Below are 21653 nucleotides of genomic sequence, written 5' to 3'. Positions count from 1 at the left end.
TAACCGTGCGGTCGCCTCAGACCGCCACGCGTCTGGCAAGATAAACCGTCGCCCCACCGCATTGCCGGTCATTGACGATGTGATCGAGAAGCCGGAACCCATGTGCGGCGAGCAGGCTCTCATAGTCGTCGCGTGCAAGGCTGGCATGATAAAGCGGCTTGCCCTGAAACGTGCCTATCGCTTCGCCCTGTCCCGGCCCGGCCGTGAACATCAGGGCAGCACCGTCATTGGCGTGCTGGCGGAAAATGCCGAACATCAGGCGTTGATCCTCGGGTGTCAGGTGGAAAAAACTGTGCCAGGCGATCAAACCGTCAAAACGGCGACCAAGAGCCAGCTCGCGCATATCGGCAACCGCCCAGAGATTTTCCGGAAACCGGCTGCGGCAAAGTTCGATCAGCGGCAGGGACGCGTCGATGCCTGTGACGTCATAACCACTGGCGATGAAATAGCCGGCAATCGGTTCACCGGAACCGCAGCCGATATCGAGAATGGAACCGCCACCGGGCAAAAGCGAAGCGAACCTGTCCAGCCATGGTTTTTCGGCAAGGGAGCGGCCGCGCTCCTTGTCGAAATCAGCGCCGTGTTCGGTATAGAGCCCGATGACATCGCGGGAGGCGTTCGACATTTTTTGATGTCCTTTCCCGGGTTCAGGGCAACACGGCCACGCCGTCGCTTATGCATCGAATATTGAAAATGATGCTCATTTGAGCTACATACAACATTATCAAAAGGAGGTCGAGCATGACCGCAAATGCTTATGTGAGAGCGCGTATCGATCAGGCCATCAAGGACGACGCGACCGCTGTGCTTGACAGTCTGGGGCTGACCGTTTCCGATGTCATGCGTATGATGCTGACGCGGATCGCCCGCGAAAAAGCCCTGCCCATCGAACTGACGCGACCCAATGCCGAAACACTTGCCGCTATCGAGGAAGCACGCGCTATCGCGGCGGCGAGGCGTCCCCGCTTCGAAACAGCGGAAGCTATGCTCACCGCCCTTGCCGGCGACAAGCGGTGACAGACGGCAAAGGCCGTGAAAAACCGGCCGCATCAAAGCGGACGACGTTGCCGCGCAGTTCAGATTTTACACGGCAATTTCTTAAAGACTGGCAGCGGCTGAACAATTCCGGGCGCTACGATATGGATAAACTGAAGAAGATCATGCTTCTCCTCGTCGCCAATGAGGGGCCGTTACCGCCACAGTTTCATGACCACGAATTGACCGGAGATTGGCGCGATCATCGCGAATGCCATGTCGGCGGCGACTTTCTGTTGATCTACATCCTCGATGAGAAGCAGAATCTCGTCGTTTTCACGCGCGCCGGAACGCACGCTGAACTTTTCAGATAAAGACGTAGCCCAAACCAACGATCCTCCTACCGATGCACCGCCAGCCGCGGAATATCGCGCAGGAAGGCGTCGCGTACGGCGGGGCCGAGCGGTTCATTCGACGGTTTGTCGGAAACGCGCAGCCTTGCGAAGACGATGTGCTGGCCTTCGCGCTCCGCCCAGCCGACGAACCAGCCGAAGGGGCGGTTGCGGTCGGGATTACCTTTTTCGTCACGCATGTAGCCGGTGCCGGTCTTGCCATGCACGGCCCAGCTTTCCGGCGCATCGAAAACCGGCACGATCGCGCGTGTCTTCGCCTGCGCATCGCGGGAAAAAGGCAGGTTACCGGCCAGCAGACGACGGATGAAGCCCACCTGTTCCACCGGTGAGATGGTCAGCGACGCGCCGAGCCAGGAATGGGTGAGGCCGTTGTTCTTGCCCGGCTCGCCGGATACGTCGGCATTGCCGTAACCAAGGCGCTTGACGGAAGCGGCGAATTTTTCCGGACCGAGGCGGCGGGTGATTTCGCGCGAATACCACAGAACCGAATCCTGCTCCCATATGGAGGGGTCGACCGTCTTGCGGTCGGCGGCACGGGCCTCGGTACCCGGTTTCCAGTCCCATGCGGGCGTCTTTTCATCCTGAAGGATGCCGGCATCGAAGCCGATCAGCGCCAGCGGCACCTTGAAGGTGGAGGCCGGCGCGACGCGCTGGTCGCAGGCGCCCTGCTGGTTGATGATTGCGCCGGTCTCGATTGACGTGACCAGCGTGCATTCAAAAGCCTGGGGCTGTTGCTGGGCGGAAACGGAAAGCGGCAGGAGCCCCGGAAGGGCAAGGCATGAAAGAACGATGGCGGGCAGCCGGTAGCGCATGCGTTTTGATGTCCCTCGTCCGCTTTTGCGGATCATTTGCCGGAATGGCCGGAAGCTGTCTTTGATTTCAGACAAGTCGATCCCGAAACCGTGACCGCTTTCGGATAACATGCATTAGGAGACGGATGGGGCAGGAATAGGACCAAAACAAGAATTGACGTCTTCCGTCAGGTCCGCTCCCTTTCGCTCGCCGTCTCACCCACTGTCAGCGGCCAGTCGACCACATAATCCTCGAAGTCGTCAACATCCACATCGGCCTCGCTGACGGTGCGTCCGCGCGCGGAAATGCCGGCCTGATGCACCGTCTGCGTATCGCCGGAAACGAGATAATGCCACCAGTAGAGATCCTTGCCATCGCGCACCAGCGCATAGGCGCAGGTGGGCGGCAGCCAGCCGATCTCATGCACCTTCTTCAGGTCGAGCTGGATACAGTCCGGCACGGTGGCGCGGCGGTTTTCGTAGTCGGAGCACCGACAGCTCTCGCCGTCGAGCAGCACGCAGCGAACCGAGGTGAACACCACTTCGCCGGTGTCCCAGTCCTCCAGCTTGTTAAGACAGCACAGGCCGCAACCGTCGCACAGGCTTTCCCATTCCTCGCCGGTCATCTCGGGAAGGGATTTGGTTTTCCAGAACGGCGCGTCATTCATCGTTAACATTTCCGTCTCATTTTGATCTCCTGGAGGGCCCAGGTTTAACCGGTCCCTAATCCTTTATATCGTATCGCCAAGGGCTGGTTTGTACGATATTTTAGCATATTGGCAGGCGGCAGAGGGTCATTGGCCCGCAAGAAGCCGCCGCGTCAAGCAATTCCGACACAAACATGCCATGGTTTTGCGTCGGGAATGGGTTGAAACGCAGAAATACCGACGATCCGCGTTGCGTTGAACAGGAAAACATCGCCAGGTGCAGGAAGAAAAAGACGAAAAAAAAGGCCGCAAGAAACGGCATATCCTGCTGAGGATCGATAGCTTCATCGATTCCGGTCTGTGGACGGCTGCGGCAAGGCTGGTGGATTTCTGGGAAGACGTCACCATCGCCTCGCGCAAGCTGCATGTTCGCGGCTGGAAGAAGCTTGCCGTCAACCTGACCTGCGACGCGCTGACTTTCGGAACGGCCGGCTCGATCGTGCTTCTGGCGCTCGCCATGCCCGCTTTCGAGGAAACCAAGAAGGACTGGCGTTATCGCGGCGATTTCGCCGTCACCTTCCTCGACCGTTACGGCAACACCATCGGCCATCGCGGCATCATCCATGAAGACAGCGTCCCGATCGACCAGATGCCGGATCATTTCATCAAGGCGGTGCTGGCAACCGAGGACCGGCGTTTCTTCGACCATTTCGGCATCGACTTCATCGGCCTTGCCCGCGCCATGAGCGAAAACGCCCGCGCCGGCGGCGTGGTACAGGGCGGCTCGACGCTGACGCAGCAGCTTGCCAAGAACCTGTTTCTGACCAATGAGCGCTCGCTGGAGCGCAAGATCAAGGAAGCCTTTCTCGCATTGTGGCTCGAGGCCAACATGTCGAAGAAGGAAATCCTCAGCCTTTATCTCGACCGCGCCTATATGGGCGGCGGCACCTTCGGTGCTGCTGCGGCGGCGCAGTTTTATTTCGGCAAGAACCTGACCGACGTGACGCTGGCCGAATCCGCCATCCTGGCCGGGCTTTTCAAGGCGCCGGCCAAATATGCGCCGCATGTCAACCTGCCGGCAGCCCGTGCGCGCGCCAACACCGTGCTTTCCAACCTGGTGCAGAGCGGGCTGATGACCGAGGGCCAGGTGATCGGCGCGCGGCGCAACCCGGCCACCGTCATCGATCGCGCCGATGTGAAGGCGCCGGATTATTTCCTCGACTGGGCCTTTGACGAAGTGCAGCGGCTGGCCGCCGAGGGCAAGTTCAGGGACCACACCGTCGTCGTGCGTACCACCATCGATACCGGCCTGCAGCAGGCGGCCGAACAGGCGATGGAAATGGGCCTTCGCGAATTCGGCGAGGGTTACCGCGTCAAGCAGGGCGCGATGGTGATGATCGAGAATGGCGGCGGCGTGCGCGCCATGGTCGGCGGGCGCGATTATGGCGAAAGCCAGTTCAACCGTGCCACGGCGGCGCTGCGCCAGCCGGGCTCCTCCTTCAAGGTCTACACCTACTCGGCCGCCATGGAAAAGGGCATGAAGCCGGAAACGCTGATCTCCGACGCGCCGGTCACCTGGCGCGGCTGGTCGCCGCAGAATTACGGCCGCTCCTATGCCGGCAGGGTGACGCTGCAGATGGCGCTCGCCAAGTCCTACAATACCGTGCCTGTGCGGCTCGCCAAGGACGTGCTCGGCACGCAGGTGATCGTCGATACCGCCAAGGCCATGGGTGTGGCAACACCGCTGCGCAGCGACAAGACCATTCCGCTCGGCACATCGGAAGTGACGGTTCTCGACCAGGCCACCGCCTATGCCGTATTCCCGGCCGATGGCATGCAGTCGCGCCGCCACGGCATCGAGCAGGTGCTGGATTACGAGGGCAACGTTCTCTACGATTTCAGCCATGACGAGCCGCCCGCCAAACGGGTGCTTTCTGAAGACGCCAATTCCAAGATGAACCAGATGCTGGTGACCATTCCGGTGATGGGCACGGCCCGGCGCGGCGCGCTGGATAACGGCATCGTCTCCGGCGGCAAGACCGGAACGTCGCAGGCCTATCGCGATGCCTGGTATGTGGGCTTTACCGGCAACTATACGACCGCCGTCTGGTTCGGCAATGACGAGTTCACGCCGATGAACAACATGACCGGTGGTGCGCTTCCGGCCATGACCTTCAAGCGGCTGATGGATTACGCCCATCAGGGCATGGAGCTGCGCCCCATTCCCGGCATCCAGAACCCGCTGCCGACGGGCGCGCGCCCGCAGCCTTCGGCGGAAGTGGCGGCCGCATCCGCCAACACACCCTCAATGCCGGCGCTCACCCGCCCGCGCTCGCTCTCGGCCGAGGCCACACGTGTGATCCGCTCCATCGCCAAGAAGATGAAGGACGCTTCGGCATTGAGTGTGACGACGCAGAAGGTGGCGGATGCGTCGTTGCGTGAGGGTGCGGAGGATGCGGCGCGGCGGTGAAGTGTGGCGCATTGCCTGAAGATTCTGTCGGAGTGTGTGGCTCACCCCCCTCTGCCCTGCCGGGCATCTCCCCCTCAAGGGGGGAGATCGATCTGTGGCTCGGCCTTGCCCATCTCAACGCTTAAGAGTGAAGTTGAGGTAGTGCTTCTAGCTGATCTCCCCCCTTGAGGGGGAGATGCCCGGCAGGGCAGAGGGGGGTACGCCACACACTCCGTCGCGACCATTTCTCCAATCCGCAACTTAGCGCAACAACACCGCCCTCGCCGTCTCCACCACATCCGCCGTGAGCGCGCCGAGACGGTCGGCGGCCAGACGATTGACCTGCCAATAAAGCGGAATATCGAGCGGCGTGCCGGGAACGACCTCGACCAGCCTCCCTGCCTTGAGATGCTCCCCCACAAGCTGCACCGGGTTGAGCCCCCAGCCCATGCCGGAAAGGCTTGCCTTCACGAAACCATCCGTCGAGGGCAGCCAGTGGGTGGGATAGGAGACGTCCTCGCCCAGCGCCTGCCTGATCCAGCTCGCCTGCAGCCTGTCCTTCTGGTTGAAGGTCAGCCCCGGAGCGCGGGCAAGGGCTGCGGGTGTCACACCATCGGCGAAGTGGCGGGCCATGAAATCCGGGCTGGCGGTGGCATGATAGCGCAGCACGCCGAGGGCCAGGACCCGGCAGCCCTGCACGGGCTTGGCATGGGCGGTGACGGCGGCGAGCACCCTGCCGCCGCGCAACCATTCCACCGTGTGGTCCTGATCGTCCACCGCGATATTGACGAGATAATCGCTGCCGCCGGTGAATTTCGAAACCGCATCCAGAAACCATGTGCCGAGGCTGTCGGCATTGGTGGCGATGTTGAGCGTCACACGCTCCTGCGCTGCCCCCGCTTCCGCCAGCGCCGGAAGCTCTCGGAACAATTCGCTTTCCAGCATGCCGACATGATCCATGTGACGGCAGAGCCATTCGCCCTTTTCCGTCGCCACGCAGGGGTTACCGCGCACGATCAGCACCACGCCCAGCCGCTCCTCCAGCTGCTTGATGCGCTGGGAGACGGCCGACGGCGTGACGCACAGCACCTGCGCCGCCTTTTCGAAACTGCCGGTTTGAGCAACGAGCGCCACGGCGCGCATGGAGGGATAGTCGAGCATTATGATACCCGCTGTGAAGGCTGGTTTTGACATAGCACATGCAAGGGCTCGGACCATTGGCGGCGGTCCTCCCTGCCCTCATTCCTGTGCTTGTCACAGGAATCCAGCAAGCCCAAGTCCTTGGGCTGAAAAGACTCTCCCGTCGCGCAGACGCGCGTCGGCTGGATTCCTGTGACAAGCACAGGAATGAGGGTGGAGGTGAGGAAAGCGCTCTTGATATCCATCCGTGGAATCGCGTCAGGGTGCATTAGCTCAGCTTATCTGGATTGAGTTTATTTAACTGGATTAAACTATTCCACCCAAATATCCAAGCACTCGGTCTGGAAGCAACGCCTCCGGCCACTCCGCATGGACAGAGGCAGGGGCCGCGACGCGCATGGACATACAAATCTTCTTCACCGGCCTGACGATGGGCCTCAGCCTCATCGTTGCCATCGGCGCGCAGAATGCCTTCGTTCTGAAGCAGGGTCTGGCGCGCTCGCATGTGTTTGCCGTCTGCGCCACCTGCGCCATTGCCGATGCGCTGTTGATCACCGTTGGCGTATTCGGCTTCCAGCGGATCAGCGCCATCATGCCGGCACTCGATCCCATCATGCGTTATGCGGGGGCCGCCTTCCTCGTCTGGTATGGCGCAAAAAGCCTGCATTCGGCGCTGCGCTCATCCGAGGCGCTGTCGGTGGCGGAGCGGCAGGAGGCGAGCCTGTGGCAGACGCTGGCTATCTGCCTTGCGCTGACCTTTCTCAATCCGCATGTCTATCTCGATACCGTCGTGCTGCTCGGCACCATTTCCACGCAGTTTCCCGGCTTCGAAAAAACCTTCGCGGCGGGCGCGGCCACCGGCTCCCTGCTGTTCTTCTTTTCACTGGGTTACGGCGCGCGCTGGCTGCGGCCGATCTTCGAAAAACCGTCCGCCTGGCGCATTCTCGAAGGCGTCATCGCCGTCACCATGTGGGCCATTGCCTTCAAGCTCGTCATGGGCGCCTAAAGCGGCGGCGTATCCCCCTCTCCGATATCCCAATAGAGCCCGGCCATGAGGGCAAGCGCCTCGCGGGCGATCTCCTTCGGCAGATGTTCGTTCGGCGCATGCTGCGAGCAGCCGGGATAGGAATGCGGCACCCAGATGGTGCGCAGCTTGAGGATATCGGCAAAGATATCATTCGGCAGCGAACCGCCGAGATTAGGCAGAAGCGCCGGCTTCCTGCCCGTCGTGCGGGCGATGGAGCGCAGCGTGAAATCCACCCATGGATCCCGCGGATCAAGCCGGGTGGCGCGGAAAATCTCGTCGCCGGCAGGCGCGATTTCCACCATGGCGAAACCCTGCCGGTCGAGGTGACGCCGCACGGCGGGCAGCACCGCTTGCGGATCGATGCCGACGACGAAGCGCAATTGCAGCCGCGCCCACGCCCGTGGCGGAATGGCGTTGACGGGCGCACGCGGATTGCCGGTCTCGAAAGCCAGCACCTCCAGCGCGCACCAACCGAAAACCCGCTCGGCGGTGGAAAGGCCGGGCTCACCCCAGTCGGGGTCGATCTTCGGGCCGTCCGGCCCGCCATCGATTTCACAATCGGCAAGGGCCTCACGCACCGCTTTCGGCAACGCATCCGGCACCAGTTCCGGCACGCGGATCTGGCCGGTCGGGCCGACAAGGCTTGCGACGGCATGGGCCAGCTGCACGCCGGGATTGGAGAGCGCCCCGCCCCAATTGCCGGAGTGATGGCCGCCCTTGCGCGCCTCGATCACCAGATCGAAGGTGATGCCGCCGCGCGCACCGAGAAAGACCGTCGGCCGCTCCGCATTCAGGCGCGGGCCGTCGGAGGCGATCAGAAGATCGGCTTTCAACCGCTCGCCATGGTCGCGGCAAATCTCCCTCAGACCGGGAGAGCCCCTCTCCTCCCCCATCTCGATCAGATATTTGGCGTTGAAGCCGAGCCTGCCGCGTGTCTCGAGCACGGCCTTCAGGGCCGCCATATTGACCGAATGCTGGCCCTTATTGTCGGCTGTGCCGCGCCCGTACCATCTGCCATTGCGCTCAGACATCACGAAGGGCGAAAGGCCCTCCGCCCAGCCTTCATCCTGACCACGCACCACATCCCCGTGGCCATAGCCGAGCACGGTCGGCAAAGTATCGCCTTCAAGACGTTCGGCGATCAGAAACGGCAGATCCGCCGCCGGATCACGCAGGATGGTGCAGGCAAAACCCATGGCGGCGAAAGCGGGCAGCATTTCCTGTTCCAGATAGAGCGTCAGTTCCTCACTCTGCCCGTCATTCTGGCTTTCGGTCCGTCGTAAAACGCGTTGCGACAGATCCCGCTCGAAGCTGCCATCGTCGAAACAGGCGGCGACACGGTCGATTGCGGATTGTCGCGACATGATGGAATATCCCCGGTTGTGATCATTTTCACGAAGACTAAACAAGCCGCGCCATTTTCCAAACAGGGAATCAGTGATAGTCCTCGACCTGTTCAAAAACGGGAAAACAGCGTGTTTCGAGTTCCATTCCTAGTCGGCATCGCCCTTCTGATCGCCTTTGGCGGCGGTATTGCCGCGACGCTGGCAGCACTTGAGGCAACATCCGGCTTCGGCTCGATCCGCATCGGCTCCTGGGATGCGTTTCCCGAAGCGCAGACGATCGAGGCCGACCCTTACGCCAAATCGCACCGCGCCGATGCCGGCAAGCTGCTTTACGGAACCGCGGAAGGGCTGGCTTTTACCGCCTCCGTCGACAGCGACGGGCAACGGCTGAGCGGCGAGTGCCGCTACCGGCTGGCGGGCGCCGTGCCGCCCGCGCGTTTCTGGACGATCTACACCGCCGACCAGCAGGGCAATGTGCTGGCCGAAGATGCCGGGCGACCCTTCGCGCTGAATTCCCGCACGCTTCTGCGCAGCGCCGATGGCGGCGTCGACATCACCATCGCCCCTGATGCCCAGACCTATAACTGGCTGGCTGTGCCACAGGGCCAGACATTCAAGCTCGTCATGACGCTGCTCGACACGCCGGTTGCCGGCAGTTCCGGCCTGATCGACATCGCCATGCCGCAGATCCGCAAGCTGGGGTGTGGCAATGCTTAGGGTCCTGCTCGCCATCCTCACCGGCCTTGTCGCCGCCGCCGTGCTGCATGTCATCATTCTTCTGGCGATACCGCATTTCAGCAATCGCGATGCCTATACGCGCGCGGTGGCGGAGGGAAAGCCGCATCTTTTCCACCTGCTCGAGGAAACGACGGAGAAAAAGACGCTTGGCAGCGGCGATCCCTTCATGCGGGTTGCCGTCTGCACCTTCGATATCGAGGAAAAGCCGATCCGGCTGACCGCCATCGGCGCCGTGCCCTTCTGGTCGGTCGCGGTTTACGACAAGGCTTCGAACGAGGTGTTCAGCATGAACGACCGCACCTCGGCCGCCGGCGTCATGGACATTCTGGTGGCCGATGCGGTGCAGATCGCCGCCATCCGAAAGGCGCAGCCGCCCTCGCTGTCGCAGGCCATTCTGGCGGAATCGGATCAGACGGAAGGATATGTGGTATTGCGGACGCTGGTGCCGCAGCCAAGCTTCGGGGAAGAAGCGGAACGTTTCTTGAACGAGGCGAAATGCCAGCCGACGCCGTGGAAATAACGCCGGTTCATCACGGGTAGTCAGGATTTCAGCGCGGTCTCCGGCGCGGGCTTGCCCTTGCGCGCCACCTTGCCGGACGGCTCCTGATCGCGCTTTTCATAACGCACGCCGGTAAACAGCACCACCTTTGCCGGGCCGATCACCGTGCCGGGCATTCCGGCGGGGCGCAGGCTTCGTCGGGCGTCGCCGATTGGAATAATGTCTGCCATGCTCGTCTCCTCTTCGGGAGTCAATGTTGCCCATGGGAACCGCGCAAGCCTCGTCTTGCGTCGGGAATTTCATCACCATCACATTGCGCACAACCCAGCCCACAGGCTGGTTCTCGCACGTCCTGGAAACCGCGAAGGGTTTAACCCGGGACTATGCGGACATTCAGGCATCTCGCCGCCAATTTGGCTTTTATTCCGAACGCCAGAATAACATGGAATCCTAATACTGCCCATGAAATTACAAACAGACAGAGGTTAATGATCCGTTAACCCTAATCACCGGACGCCGATTTATCGCCGACAAGGCTGCACCCGTTGAAAACCAAGGCGATGCGGCAAAGTTCCATGGCATTTTTTCCGTCATGAAGGTTTTAAAATTTCCTTGTTGATAGATGCGGAATCTCTCTTGCCACCCCCCATAGTTAACAGGACGTCAACGGATTTGCTCTAATTTGATCCGATATTGTGTTTGCGTTTGTTGGGTAGTGCGTTGACCGACCGGTTTCGAGAACTTGAGAGGCCAAGAGCCGTGAGGAAGAAAGATGTGGTGCTGATGGCCACCGTGACGAATTTCGAGAATGTTTCCCATCCGTCAAAAACGGACCTCAGGCAGTTCGCCGAACTCTTCATGCCGCTTTTCAACGCCTCCACGGAGGAAGCCAAGCGGGAGGCGATTGCCGCGCTCTCCCAGCATCCGAGCGTGCCTTCGGCCGTCGCCTTCTTCATCGCCTGCCAGCCGATTTCGCTCGCCGCCCCCTTCCTCACGGCATCGAAGTGCCTTGATGACGATACGCTGATCACCGTTGCCCGCACGCAGGGTGCCGCACATGCGCGTGCGATCGTCCGGCGCGAGGACCTTTCTCCCACCGTCATCGATGCGCTCGTGGGGCTTCGCCATGCCGAAGACCTGAAGCGGCCGGATGAAGAGACGAATGCAGCCGAACCGCAGGCGGCGGCGACAGCGACGGAAACACCCGAAGCAGCCGCCCCCCTTGCGACAACAGTAAAAATTGCCGCCGCATCGGCGCTGGAAGAGGAAATGCGCCAGCGCATCAAGCAGATGGCGCACCATCTCAACCGCCCGGAAAGCGACGTGCTCGGCCTTCGCCGCCTGAGTGAAGTGCAGGAAGCGCTGCTCGTGCGTTTTGCCCGTGAGCGCAATGCCCGGCAATTCGCCATTGCGCTGGCGGATTCGCTCTCGTCCAGCTACTGGCTGTCGGAGCGCATCATGCTCGATATATCAGGCGCGCAGCTTGCAACGACCCTGAGCGGCCTTGGAATGGAGTTTTCCGAGGCGGCCTTCGTCCTGCAGTGCTTCTATCCGCATCTTTCCGCCGCCGAAGGCGACATGAGCCGTGCCGAAGCCCTGCTCGACCGTCTCGACATCGTCGAATGCGAAGAGCGGCTGGAAAGCTGGCGGCGGGCCGACAGCTATACACATGGCCGCGAACGGCCGGGCCGCAGCACACCGGCTGCGCAGCGGACCGGGACGCAGGGTTAAGCGCGGCTGGCCTTGCGTCTTCGGTAGCGCGAGGCCATTCCCGGACGGAGAACCGGAGCCCACCTTTCCCGGTTCTAGGCCCTGGGCTGATCCACCAGTGTCAGCAATGTTCCGATCTCGTCGGTTTCGATCTCCACGACCCACAGATCGCTGTCGAAACGACGCTCCCTTTCCAGAAGAGCTGTGCTTTCCTCGCCTTCCGCACCGGCAAGACGTGTTTCGAAACGGCGCTCCGCGCGGATTTCCTCGTCATCCGCGAAACTTTGCGGCGCGGGTCCGTAGAGGTTTTCGCGGCCATCGCGCAGACGCTGACGGATGAAAATCGCACCCGCCTCTTCAGCACCCTTCTTTTCGACGGCGGCAAATCCGCCGGCGGCGAAGACGCGGCGGATGAGAGCGGAAACGAACATTTCGGATTTGAGGCGCATGGATGTGCTTTCGATTTTACGCTGCCAAAGGTGCGCGGGGCTTTACCCCCTCTGCCCTGCCGGGCATCTCCCCCTCAAGGGGGGAGATCGGCAAGAGGCACTGACACCGCTTCACGCGCAAACGTTGAGAGAGGCGAGACCTTGCCGCAGATCGATCTCCCCCCTTGAGGGGGAGATGCCCGGCAGGGCAGAGGGGGGGTAAAACCACACGCATCTTCGGCCCACTGTTAATGGACAACCTCCTGAAGCTGAAACCTCAAATCGCCCCGATCGACTTCAGCTTCTTCAGCACGGCCTCGCTCGGCTCGCCGGTTTCCGGCAGGCGATAATGTTTTTCGAAAGCGCGGATGGCGTTGCGGGTCTGCTGGCCGGCCACACCGTCCACCTTCACGTCGGCATAGGCGATATTGATCAGCCCCTGCTGGATCTTGGCGATCAGATCCCGGCTTGCGGGCTTGGCGGTGGCGGCCGCACTGTTGAGTGAAACGGGTTCAGCCCTGGGACGCGGTGCTTCCGCCTTGCGGATGGCAGCCGCGACCGGGTCGATCTCGACGCCGCCGCTGGTGTCGGAAGGCCGGTCCCTGGGGATCGCGGCAACGGTGGCGCCGTCGATCCTGAGGGCCGCCAGCACCCGGGTCGTCGGCTCGCCGGTCTGCTCCATGCCGAGCGTCTCTTCGAAGAACATGATGGCGGCGGCCGTCTTCGGCCCCATGCGCCCATCGGCCTCGCCCTCGTAGAGCCCGCGCTTCTTCAGTTCGGCCTGAATATCGGCAACGATCTGCTGCGGTTTCTGGCTTTCGGCGGCCGGCAGTGCCGCGGTCTCAGCCGCCGGCGGCTGTGCCGTTTCCGTCTCTGCCGGTCGCTCTATGCGGAAGGTGGTGACATTGCCCTGGGTGCCGAGCGGTTCGGCCGGGCGATAGCCGGCAATACCGTTCGGGTTTTCCGCATCACGCGTGCGCAGGAAAGGAGACGGATGAACGCCCGGCTGGTACCAGAGCGCATTGGCGGCGACAAACCCGAAGACAACCGCGAAGGCGCCGCAGCCGCCGACCAGTTTCGGATGGCGCAGGATTTCGCGCCCGATGGCCGCAACCACCAAGGAAACAAACCCGGCGCCAATCTGGGCCGTTGTTTTCTTAGGCGATTTTCGCTTTCGCGGGGCCATCGTCACCATCCTTCTTCATCATTGCGGCGATATCGCCGAGCTGCCGGATGCGCGGCGGAAACTCCACCATGCATTCGGTTTCAGCACCTTCGCCAGCCGCCATGCCGGAACCGTCGGCAGGCAGCATGATCGTTACGACTGTTCCCTCGCCGGGCTGGCTGGCGATGGCGAAAGTGCCGCCATGCAGTGCCACGAGACCCTTGACCAGGGACAGTCCAAGACCCGTGCCCTCATAGCGACGGGTATATTCATTCTGAACCTGCATGAAGGGCTGGCCCAGCAGGTCGATCTTGTCGGAAGCGATGCCGATGCCGGTATCGCTGACCGTCAGCTTCAGCAGCCTGCCTTCACGCGCGGCGTCAATCGACACTACACCACCCGCATCGGTGAATTTTATGGCATTGCCGGCCAGATTGATGAGAACCTGCCGGATGGCGCGCTGGTCGGCCGAGATTTCGCCGATACCGCGCTGGATGCGGCTGGTCAATGTCAGGCCTTTTTCCTTCGCCTGCAAGCCGAGCATGGCCTCGCAGGATTCGATGGTTTCGGCAATCGGGAAGCTTTCCATGATCAGCTCGTAACGGCCGGCTTCCAGCTTGCTCATATCCAGCATCGTGTTGACGACGGACAGCAGATGCGCGCCGGACTGGCGGATCAGGCCGACATATTCCCGCTGACGGTCGTTTTCCAGCCGGCCGAAATATTCGCCCGCCAGAATATCGGAAAAACCGAGGACGGCGTTGAGCGGCGTGCGCAGCTCGTGGCTGACGGCGGCAAGGAAACGTGACTTGGCGTCATTGGCCGATTCCGCTTCCGCCGCCTTGCGGGCGACATCGCGGCGCAGACGCTCCATTTCCGTAACGTCGGAAAGCTGGGCGACGATGCGGCGCAGGCGGCCGGTCGCGCCACGGATGGCGGTCATCTCCATGCGGGCGTGCATGAATTGTGCCTGGCGCGATTTTGCGCCGGTTTCGAAGCGAAGCTCGGCGCTGGCCATGTCCTCGCCCTGCCGCAGCAGATCAAAGGCCTGCATCAGTTCGATACGGTCGGAGACATAGACAAATTCGGCAAAGACATGGCCCCTGCTCGCCTGAAGCTCGGTCGGGAATGTCTCACGGTCACGACCGGAAACCCGTTCGACGATGCCGTTCTCATTGATGGTGAGAACGAGGCCCGGCACCTGCGAGGCCGCCACGAGATCATCGTCTCCGGCCCGCTCGGACAAGGATGCCGCACCGCGCGCGGGGTGGGAAAAGGCGATCGACAGGGCGGCGGCGGACAGAAACAGCGCCAGCACCAGGGCTGCGCCGATGGGCAGCGCGATGGCCGGGCTGAAGACGAGGCTGAAAAGGGCGGGCACAACGACAAGGCCAACCGCGCTGAAGGCAATCAGGCGGCGCAGGCGCGCAACGGTTCCGGCGCGCCTTTCGGCGTCCTCCTCCATGCGCGCAAGCCATCTGCCCGCGGCATGGTCGACCAGTGCGACCGCTTTTTCTCTCATATTACGCAATACCAATACCGAATCCCTGAGACGGATTTAACGGCTCCGACAATAGAAGGCGGCGGCTTAAGGAATGGATAAAAAGAATGGCCTCAAACGGCCTTCAAACGCCCCGCAGTCCCAATACGGGGCATTTCCCCGAAGCTTTGCCAATCATGGTTAATGACGGGTAAGCGACGGATTTCGCTTCATTTTTGCCATCGTGTTAACTTTTGTGGCAAAGCATGCCGCCGCTTTCGCCCGGAACGCGCGGCCTCTGTCGCAATTATGCTTAACATGGACTGTTAAAATGCGAATGAATTGATGGCAGGCGTCCCGATACGAGGAGAATAGATACAATTTGAATTAAATTGCGCCGCTTTTTGCAATCGGCTGTTCGCCGGTCGCCTGTAGCTTCTTCACAAGCCCGAAAAACGGGACAAAGGCCGATGACCCGAAACCGGGCGGGGCTTCAAAACAAAGATCATCTGGCAGGGTGTCTGACAATGTGGTTTCTGATCAAAGGAACATTCTGGTTTTCGCTGGTACTGGTGGCGCTGTCCTATTTCGGCAGCAGCAACGATCCGGCCAAGGAACCTTCGGCCTTCGATATTCCCAGCGCCGTTTCGGCAGCGGGCGAGGCCTATCGTTATGTCAGCGCCATCTGCATCGAAAAGCCCGATGTCTGCGTCAAGGGCGCGGAAACCTTCCATGCGCTGGGTGAGCGGGCGAAGGAAGGCGCAAAGGTCGCCTATGAACTGCTCGACAGGCAGCTTGCCGCCGGCGACAAGACCGCCCCTGCCGCTGAAGTGGCCGCCGAGACGGGAAAAATGGCGGAAGCCCCGACCGTCAGCGTCGAATTTCCCGGCAATACCGACATGCTGAAGACCGGCACCGTCATTCCCCTGCCGCAGAAGCGCCCTGCCCCCTGATCGCCGCCGGCCGCGCGTCGTCGCGCGCCGCATCTTTCTCGCAGCCGGATCGTCCGGCTGCCGACTGCCTGCCTGACTTGCCCACGGAAACCTGTTTTCCGTGGGCTTTTTCGTTGCGGGCATGGTTCAAAAGCGCCTGCACTTGCCCTATATCGTAGCAAAGACATGCAATAATGGACGATACGGCGTACAAGATGGCCTCTCTCGACACGATCCTTGACGATTTCGCTTTCCTCGACGACTGGGAAGACCGCTACCGTTATGTCATCGAACTTGGCAAGGCGCTTCCCGATCTGCCGGAAGAGAAGCGCACCGCCGAGAACAAGGTGCAGGGTTGCGCAAGCCAGGTCTGGCTCGTCAGCCACAGCGACGGCGCCGAAGACCCTCTCCTGACCTTCGAGGGCGATTCGGACGCGCATATCGTGCGCGGGCTCGTCGCCATCGTTCTCGCCGTCTATTCCGGCAAAAAGGCCTCCGAGATCACAAATCTTGACGCCATCGAGGTATTCGACAAGATCGGGCTGGTGGAACATCTCTCGTCGCAGCGCGCTAACGGCCTGCGTTCCATGATCAAGCGGATTCGCGAGGAAGCACGGCTGCTCGCCGCCTGATCCGTCACCGCATCCCCATCGTCACGCCATCGAAGGACGATAATCTTCGTCGCCCCAATGGTGGTTCGTCCTTCTGGCGCCGCCGGGCGGCGGCGCGTAGTGCCGGGCAAGCGACAGAAGCGCCGCCCTGAGCAAGAGTTTCGCGGAGCGCGCCGGCCATTGCCGTTCCCGCTCCACCACCTCCAGCCCCTTTTCGAAACAGCAGACATCGATCGCGACGCCCGAGAGTTCAGGCCCCATGGCATCGACCGCGCGGGTAAACCGGGTCCGTGCCGCCATCGCCGCCTCGGTGAGATCGAGCGCGCCTCCCGCCTCTCCCTTCGTCCGGTTTGCTGTGCGCGGTTCCCATGTTGCCGTCACCCTGGGGTTGAGGTGGCCACGATGGAAATCAGCCGCGAGACGTTCGCCCGCCTGCAGGGCTTCCGCCGGAAAAAAGGCCGAGCCGTCCCGGTCCTTCAGGCGCGCGAGACCGGTCAGAGGCGAGGTATTGAGGTTACGCCGGGCCGATTGCCTGTCGCCTTCGACCTCAACGACCACGGTCTGCAAATCCCGGTGCTGTTCCTGAAAAATCTCGTCCCGGTCCTTCGCCATCGCCCGTCTCAGACAGGAGGCAAGCGGCGGCGCGGCACTGAGGATGTCGTCCCGTCTCTCGACCAGCCCCGAAGAGAGCGCGAGCTGCACCAGAGCCGCCGGAAACCGCAACGCCGAATGCCCTGCCCGCGCCCGATGCAGGAGGATATCCCCGCCATCCTCACGAATGTCCGCCGGACCGGCTGCGACGCAGCGCAGGAGCCGCAGCAGCGCCGGGTCGTGGGGAGCGGCAGGAGTGCTTTTTACCTCACTCATCCCGCACACCTTTCACCACGTTGAAAATGCTGCCGGCCAGCCGTTCCAGCGCGGCGACGAACTCGTCAAAGGCGGGCTCGTCACGGCGGTCCTCGACCACCTGGCAGGCATGGCCGACCGTGGTTCTGTCCCTGCCGAAACAGGGGCCGATATCCGACATGGGAATGCCAAGCTGCACATGGCACACATACATGGCGATCTGGCGGATATGGCATTCGCTGCGCCGACGGTCGCGGCGCACCGCCGGGCGCTCGCCGGTCAGCAGCAGCATTTCAGCGGTCAGCTGCCGGACCAGCCTGCAGATGCGCGAAATCTCCTCCCGTCCCGCGGCCGGCGGAAAACGGCGAAAATGACGATCGGAGACCGGCACGCATGGCCGGGCGGTGACAGGCAGGGGCAATATATCCGACGGCATATGCAACTCCTTTACGAATAGGAATTAATTCATACACCCGGAAGCAAATATGGGGAAGCGCGAATTTGGCGGGAAAGAATATGCGCTTGATATGGTTTTACTTTTGCAGAGGCGATGCGCGCGATAAAGGATTTTTTTCCTCACACAAGATTCGACGCGGCAATAAAAAAGCCGGTCGATGGACCGGCTGGACATTCATGTGACGGTAAAGACAGTTTCAAAGGAAACATGTGAAGCGGACGGGTTCCGCTTGCCGCCTTCTCCCCGCCGGGGAGAAGGTCGCGACAGCGCGTTGAGGGGCCATGTCGGCGATATGCGGAGAGCTTGCCCCCTCATCTGACCCTCCGGGCCATCTTCTCCCCGGCGGGGAGAAGAACAGGCAGATCCGATTAGCGGCTGGCCTTGCGGCGCTGGCCGAGACCCATTTCCTTGGCGAGCCGCGAACGGGCTTCGGCATAGGCGGGCGCAACCATCGGATAGTCGACCGGCAGGTCCCATTTTTCGCGATATTCTTCCGGCGTCATGCTGTGATGCGTCGTGAGATGGCGCTTCAGCGACTTGAACGAACCGCCGCATTCCAAACAGACGATATGATCGTCCTGAACCGACTTGCGAACCGAGACGGCAGGCTTCTGCTTTTCGACATTGACCGCCACCGATGCCGGTGCCGAGGTGCCGCTGAGTGCCGTGTGAACATCCGAAATAAGGCCGGGAAGGTCTGTTACCGGAACGACGTGGTTGCTAACATAGGCAGCCACAATATCCGCCGTCAGTTCGACCAGCAGATCCTGGGCGTTACCGTATGCAGTTTCCGTCATTTAAGTATCTCCTGTTTATTGATCCCCTGAAGCGGGCGAACGCCGCATCGAGCGATGTGAAGTTACCCGGTGCCCCACCTTCGCCCTGTTGAAACCAACGTGAAATCTACCCCTAGATTTCAAGCGAAAACCGGAAACGTATTGGTCCGAGATTCAACTTACGGCCCGCAACATGGGCAGCAATGGCCTGACCGACCATAGATTAGACATTAATAAAATGCCTATGCCGACTATGAAGAGGCTAGATGCAAATCGCGAGTAGCAACTTTACACTTAATTTGGATAACAGCAAAACAGCAAAAGTCAAATTCCTAGTGTCGTTTTTTCAGTTCAAAACAGTCTAATCGGAATACAAAAAATCACGGGTAATAAAATACTATGCCAAGTAGTAATTGAAAATGCGTACCCCTTATTATTAGGGGGAATTCAACTTCAAATTTTCTTCAGGTCATCAACTACCGATTTATCGTCAAGCGGATAACCTGCCTTGTGCGCGGCCATCGCCAGAAGATGTGCGGAGACCGGCGCCGTCAGAATGAAGAAGAAGAAACCGGCAAGCGCCCGCGCCAGTGTCGGCATGTCCATGGAATGAATGCCCACCGCCAGAAGCAGAAGCCCCGACCCCACCGTTCCCGCCTTGGAGGCGGCATGCATGCGGGTATAGAGATCAGGCAGGCGATTGAGCCCGATTGCGGCGATCAGTGAAAAGGCAGCTCCCGAGACCGTGAGTGCCGCAACGAGAATGGCAACGAACCAGCCGGTCATCGTCCGCCCTTTCCTTTTCCGCCACGATGCGGATTTTTTGATGTTTTCTCAATGGCTTCCGATGCACGACCGCCGTCCAGCACCGCCTTCGAACTCCGTCCGGCATCCGGGCCGCGCGACAGCACGAAACGGGCGAAGGCCACCGTCGCCAGAAAGCCGACCAGCCCGAGCGCAATCGCGATATCGACATAAAGATTGAAGCCGGTGCGGATGGCGATGACCGCGATAAAGCCGATGGCGATGCCGACCAGCATGTCGAGAGCGACGATCCGGTCCGGCAGGGTCGGCCCGACGACCACGCGATATACTGTCAGCAGAAAGGCCACTGACAGAACAACCGACGCAAGTATAGTTGCAAATGAAACTATTTGTTCCGGAGTCATTTCTGAAACGCCTCCATGATCTTTCTTTCAAAGCCGTTGCGGATGTCGCTTCTGGCGGCATCGATATCGCTGCAGTCAATCGCATGGACGTAGAGCGTCTTTCTGTCGGCGGAGACATCGACCGAAAGCGTGCCCGGGGTGAGGGTAATGAGATTGGCAAGCAGGGTGATCTCGAAATCCGTCGTCACCGTCAGCGGATAGGCGAAGATGCCGGGCTTCACGTCAAGCTTCGGCCGCGTCACCAGCATGGCCACCTTCCAGGCCGACAGCGCCAGTTCCTTGAAGAACAGCAGCACGAGCGACAGCACCCGCATCGGCCGCAGCCGGTGATTGTTGCCCCTGGGTATCTGATGACGGATAAGCCCGAGCGCCAGCGCCGAGATGATGAGGCCGAAGACGATATTCGCCGGCGTGACGCTGCCGGTTATGGCAAGCCAGATGGCGAGGAACATCGACAGCACGATATAGAGGCTCATGGTTTGCCCCCCTCGGAAAACACCGACTGGATATAGGTCTGGGGATCAGCGAGCCCCGCCGCCGCCTGCTGGCTGAGATTGAGCAGGCTTTCGGGAAACAGGCCGAAAACCACCACCAGCAGGGTCAGCCCGAGCAGCGGCGCGACGGACGGGATCGCCGGAGAGGACGATGCCTGTGATGGCGGCCGGCCCGCCGGTGCCGCCGGGCGCCAGAAACACAGCAGGAATATCCGCCCGAAGGCGATGGTGGCGATGAAGCCGGAGGCAAGAATGGCGGCGGCAAGCCACCAGGCGCCGATATCGATCGCCGACTTGACCAGCACCGCCTTCGGCCAGAAGCCGGAAAACGGCGGCAGCCCGGAGCCGGCGAAAAACAGCGCCAGTGCCAGTGCCGAAAACCATGGGGCCTGCCGGTAAAGACCGCTCAGCGCCGTCAGGCTGAAGTCGCCGCCAAGCCGGGCGGCATGGCCGGCGGCAAGATAAAGCGCCGTCATCAGCACCATGGAATGCAGCGCGTAAAAGATCGCGCCTGACACACCCGACGGCGTGCCGATGGCGATACCCGCCATCATGTAGCCGATGCCCGATATGACGATATAACCGAGCATGCGGCGGATGTCGTTCTGGGCGAGCGCGCCCATCGCGCCAAGCACCATGGTCAGCGCGGCCGAAACGGCGATGACCATGCTGAGTTCCTCTCTCTCGACCGGAAACAGCATGACCATGACGCGCAGCAGCGAATAGATACCGACCTTGGTGAGCAGGCCGCCGAACAGGGCGGACACGACGATGCGCGGCGTGTGATAGGAAGCGGGCAGCCAGAAATTCACCGGAAAGGCGGCGGCCTTCATGGCGAAGGCGAGCGCGAACAGGCTGGCAAGCGTCATCAGCGGCGCGGTTGCGCGCAGCCCGTTCGCCTTCAGCGCGATATCGGCCATGTTGAGCGTGCCGAAGATGGCGTAGAGATAACCGACCGTGATCAGGAACAGCGTGGTGCCGATGAGGTTCAATATGGCGTATTTCAGCGCCCCGTCGATCTGTTCGCGCGTCGAGCCGAGCACGATCAGGCCGAAGGATGAGATCAGCAGCACCTCGAACCAGACATAGAGGTTGAACAGATCACCCGTCAGGAAAGCGCCGCTAACGCCCGCCATCAGGAGCATCAGGAACGGATAAAAGCCGTAGCGCCTGCCGCTGGCGTCGATATCGCCGGCGGCATGGATGGCGCCGGCAAGCGCAACGATGGCAGCGGCAAGCGACAGCAGCGCTCCGGTCAGATCGGCGGTGAATGCGATACCGAAAGGCGGCAGCCAGCGGCCCATGACCATGGTGAACGGGCCCTGCGTCGCGACCTTCCACAAAAGTGCTGCATCGAGCAGCACAAGCAGGAAGAGCGCCACAATGGCGACGGCCGCATGGTGGCGGATGGCGTGACGCATCATCATCAGCACGGCGCCGGCACCAATGCAGAGCGCAACCGGCAGGATGATCAGCCAGTCGGACAGCGGCACAGGCGTCATGACGAGCGCTGCAGAAAGATCGGTAACCGCGGAAGGGGTAGATGAGGCCATGTCTGTC

At 61.2% G+C, this 21653-nt stretch carries 25 protein-coding genes; 9 read left to right on the top strand and 16 right to left on the bottom strand.

The genetic code is table 11. The features are described 5' to 3' along the window. Nucleotides 1–16: 16 nt before the first annotated feature. Nucleotides 17–625: a class I SAM-dependent DNA methyltransferase gene (locus N434_RS10070; RefSeq protein ID WP_110757496.1), complete on the bottom strand. Its 609-nt coding sequence runs from the start codon at nucleotides 623–625 to the stop codon at nucleotides 17–19. Nucleotides 626–741: 116 nt separating this feature from the next. On the opposite strand from N434_RS10070, the gene N434_RS10065 reads away from it, so the two are divergent. Together N434_RS10065 and N434_RS10060 are read left to right on the top strand one after the other, a co-directional pair. Beyond that, nucleotides 742–1017: a type II toxin-antitoxin system RelB/DinJ family antitoxin gene (locus N434_RS10065; protein WP_110757494.1), complete on the top strand. Its 276-nt coding sequence runs from the start codon at nucleotides 742–744 to the stop codon at nucleotides 1015–1017. Then, on the top strand, nucleotides 1014–1349 hold the full coding sequence (locus tag N434_RS10060) for a type II toxin-antitoxin system YafQ family toxin (protein ID WP_110757492.1): 336 nt from the start codon (nucleotides 1014–1016) through the stop codon (nucleotides 1347–1349). Before N434_RS10065 ends, N434_RS10060 begins: the two co-directional genes overlap by 4 nt. 26 nt (nucleotides 1350–1375) lie before the next feature. Here the strand turns inward: N434_RS10060 and blaOXA are convergent, their stop codons facing one another. Then, nucleotides 1376–2200, bottom strand: a complete 825-nt coding sequence (gene blaOXA, locus N434_RS10055) for a class D beta-lactamase (protein ID WP_065115180.1) — start codon at nucleotides 2198–2200, stop codon at nucleotides 1376–1378. Between the two features lie 167 nt (nucleotides 2201–2367). Next, nucleotides 2368–2847, bottom strand: a complete 480-nt coding sequence (locus N434_RS10050; RefSeq protein ID WP_110757490.1) for a YcgN family cysteine cluster protein — start codon at nucleotides 2845–2847, stop codon at nucleotides 2368–2370. Between the two features lie 256 nt (nucleotides 2848–3103). On the opposite strand from N434_RS10050, the gene N434_RS10045 reads away from it, so the two are divergent. Beyond that, nucleotides 3104–5296, top strand: coding sequence for a transglycosylase domain-containing protein (locus N434_RS10045; protein WP_065115178.1), 2193 nt, complete (start codon nucleotides 3104–3106; stop codon nucleotides 5294–5296). A 240-nt stretch (nucleotides 5297–5536) separates the two neighbouring features. Here the strand turns inward: N434_RS10045 and N434_RS10040 are convergent, their stop codons facing one another. Further along, nucleotides 5537–6436 (bottom strand): LysR family transcriptional regulator ArgP, encoded by a 900-nt coding sequence (locus tag N434_RS10040; protein WP_065115177.1) that lies wholly within the window; start codon nucleotides 6434–6436, stop codon nucleotides 5537–5539. Between the two features lie 376 nt (nucleotides 6437–6812). Between N434_RS10040 and N434_RS10035 the strand changes: the two genes are divergently transcribed. Further along, on the top strand, nucleotides 6813–7421 hold the full coding sequence (locus N434_RS10035; protein ID WP_065115175.1) for a LysE/ArgO family amino acid transporter: 609 nt from the start codon (nucleotides 6813–6815) through the stop codon (nucleotides 7419–7421). Here N434_RS10035 and N434_RS10030 read toward each other — a convergent pair. Continuing rightward, nucleotides 7418–8806, bottom strand: coding sequence for a M20 family metallopeptidase (locus N434_RS10030; RefSeq protein WP_110757488.1), 1389 nt, complete (start codon nucleotides 8804–8806; stop codon nucleotides 7418–7420). The genes N434_RS10035 and N434_RS10030 overlap by 4 nt on opposite strands. A 111-nt stretch (nucleotides 8807–8917) precedes the next feature. Between N434_RS10030 and N434_RS10025 the strand changes: the two genes are divergently transcribed. After that, nucleotides 8918–9505: a DUF1214 domain-containing protein gene (locus tag N434_RS10025; protein WP_065115173.1), complete on the top strand. Its 588-nt coding sequence runs from the start codon at nucleotides 8918–8920 to the stop codon at nucleotides 9503–9505. Continuing rightward, entirely contained in the window at nucleotides 9498–10046 is a 549-nt protein-coding gene (locus N434_RS10020; RefSeq protein ID WP_065115172.1) for a DUF1254 domain-containing protein, read from the top strand. Before N434_RS10025 ends, N434_RS10020 begins: the two co-directional genes overlap by 8 nt. Before the next feature lie 20 nt (nucleotides 10047–10066). Here N434_RS10020 and N434_RS10015 read toward each other — a convergent pair whose 3' ends face one another. Beyond that, nucleotides 10067–10255 carry a hypothetical protein gene (locus N434_RS10015; RefSeq protein ID WP_065115171.1) on the bottom strand — a complete coding sequence of 63 codons (189 nt, stop codon included), beginning with the start codon at nucleotides 10253–10255 and terminating at the stop codon, nucleotides 10067–10069. A gap of 553 nt (nucleotides 10256–10808) precedes the next feature. Between N434_RS10015 and N434_RS10005 the strand changes: the two genes are divergently transcribed. Next, nucleotides 10809–11756, top strand: a complete 948-nt coding sequence (locus N434_RS10005; protein WP_236773672.1) for a DUF2336 domain-containing protein — start codon at nucleotides 10809–10811, stop codon at nucleotides 11754–11756. 74 nt (nucleotides 11757–11830) lie between these two features. Here N434_RS10005 and N434_RS10000 read toward each other — a convergent pair whose 3' ends face one another. The 3 genes from N434_RS10000 to N434_RS09985 all read right to left on the bottom strand — a co-directional run bounded on the left by N434_RS10000 (nucleotide 11831) and on the right by N434_RS09985 (nucleotide 14850). Next, complete coding sequence (locus tag N434_RS10000; protein ID WP_065115168.1) at nucleotides 11831–12184, bottom strand: DUF1491 family protein; 354 nt, start codon at nucleotides 12182–12184, stop codon at nucleotides 11831–11833. 256 nt (nucleotides 12185–12440) lie between these two features. Next, entirely contained in the window at nucleotides 12441–13349 is a 909-nt protein-coding gene (locus N434_RS09990; protein WP_161991609.1) for a peptidoglycan-binding domain-containing protein, read from the bottom strand. Beyond that, nucleotides 13321–14850 (bottom strand): sensor histidine kinase, encoded by a 1530-nt coding sequence (locus N434_RS09985; protein ID WP_110757481.1) that lies wholly within the window; start codon nucleotides 14848–14850, stop codon nucleotides 13321–13323. The genes N434_RS09990 and N434_RS09985 overlap by 29 nt, the downstream gene beginning before the upstream one ends. 485 nt (nucleotides 14851–15335) lie before the next feature. Between N434_RS09985 and N434_RS09980 the strand changes: the two genes are divergently transcribed. Continuing rightward, complete coding sequence (locus N434_RS09980; protein WP_110757479.1) at nucleotides 15336–15761, top strand: DUF5330 domain-containing protein; 426 nt, start codon at nucleotides 15336–15338, stop codon at nucleotides 15759–15761. 194 nt (nucleotides 15762–15955) lie between these two features. Beyond that, a complete protein-coding gene (locus tag N434_RS09975) occupies nucleotides 15956–16372 on the top strand; it encodes a SufE family protein (RefSeq protein ID WP_110757624.1) in 417 nt (138 codons plus the stop codon). Between the two features lie 21 nt (nucleotides 16373–16393). On the opposite strand, the gene N434_RS09970 is transcribed toward N434_RS09975, so the two are convergent. The 7 genes from N434_RS09970 to N434_RS09940 all read right to left on the bottom strand — a co-directional run bounded on the left by N434_RS09970 (nucleotide 16394) and on the right by N434_RS09940 (nucleotide 21646). Beyond that, entirely contained in the window at nucleotides 16394–17218 is an 825-nt protein-coding gene (locus N434_RS09970) for a DUF6456 domain-containing protein (RefSeq protein ID WP_110757478.1), read from the bottom strand. Further along, a complete protein-coding gene (locus N434_RS09965; protein WP_110757476.1) occupies nucleotides 17211–17633 on the bottom strand; it encodes a helix-turn-helix domain-containing protein in 423 nt (140 codons plus the stop codon). The genes N434_RS09970 and N434_RS09965 overlap by 8 nt, the downstream gene beginning before the upstream one ends. Before the next feature lie 389 nt (nucleotides 17634–18022). Continuing rightward, nucleotides 18023–18451 (bottom strand): MucR family transcriptional regulator Ros, encoded by a 429-nt coding sequence (gene ros / locus N434_RS09960; protein ID WP_003497181.1) that lies wholly within the window; start codon nucleotides 18449–18451, stop codon nucleotides 18023–18025. A 432-nt stretch (nucleotides 18452–18883) separates the two neighbouring features. Beyond that, nucleotides 18884–19216 carry a monovalent cation/H(+) antiporter subunit G gene (mnhG, locus tag N434_RS09955; RefSeq protein ID WP_065115163.1) on the bottom strand — a complete coding sequence of 111 codons (333 nt, stop codon included), beginning with the start codon at nucleotides 19214–19216 and terminating at the stop codon, nucleotides 18884–18886. Then, entirely contained in the window at nucleotides 19213–19599 is a 387-nt protein-coding gene (locus N434_RS09950; RefSeq protein WP_110757474.1) for a cation:proton antiporter, read from the bottom strand. Before N434_RS09950 ends, mnhG begins: the two co-directional genes overlap by 4 nt. Next, nucleotides 19596–20075: a Na+/H+ antiporter subunit E gene (locus N434_RS09945; RefSeq protein WP_110757472.1), complete on the bottom strand. Its 480-nt coding sequence runs from the start codon at nucleotides 20073–20075 to the stop codon at nucleotides 19596–19598. The genes N434_RS09950 and N434_RS09945 overlap by 4 nt, the downstream gene beginning before the upstream one ends. After that, on the bottom strand, nucleotides 20072–21646 hold the full coding sequence (locus N434_RS09940; RefSeq protein ID WP_110757470.1) for a Na+/H+ antiporter subunit D: 1575 nt from the start codon (nucleotides 21644–21646) through the stop codon (nucleotides 20072–20074). The genes N434_RS09945 and N434_RS09940 overlap by 4 nt, the downstream gene beginning before the upstream one ends. Nucleotides 21647–21653: the final 7 nt, after the last annotated feature.

It is taken from the genome of Rhizobium sp. UGM030330-04 (genome assembly GCF_003208455.1).
GTDB classification, from domain to species: domain Bacteria; phylum Pseudomonadota; class Alphaproteobacteria; order Rhizobiales; family Rhizobiaceae; genus Agrobacterium; species Agrobacterium rhizogenes_A.
Note: the sequence above shows the minus strand (reverse complement) of the source record. Positions and strands in the feature narration are given on the sequence as shown.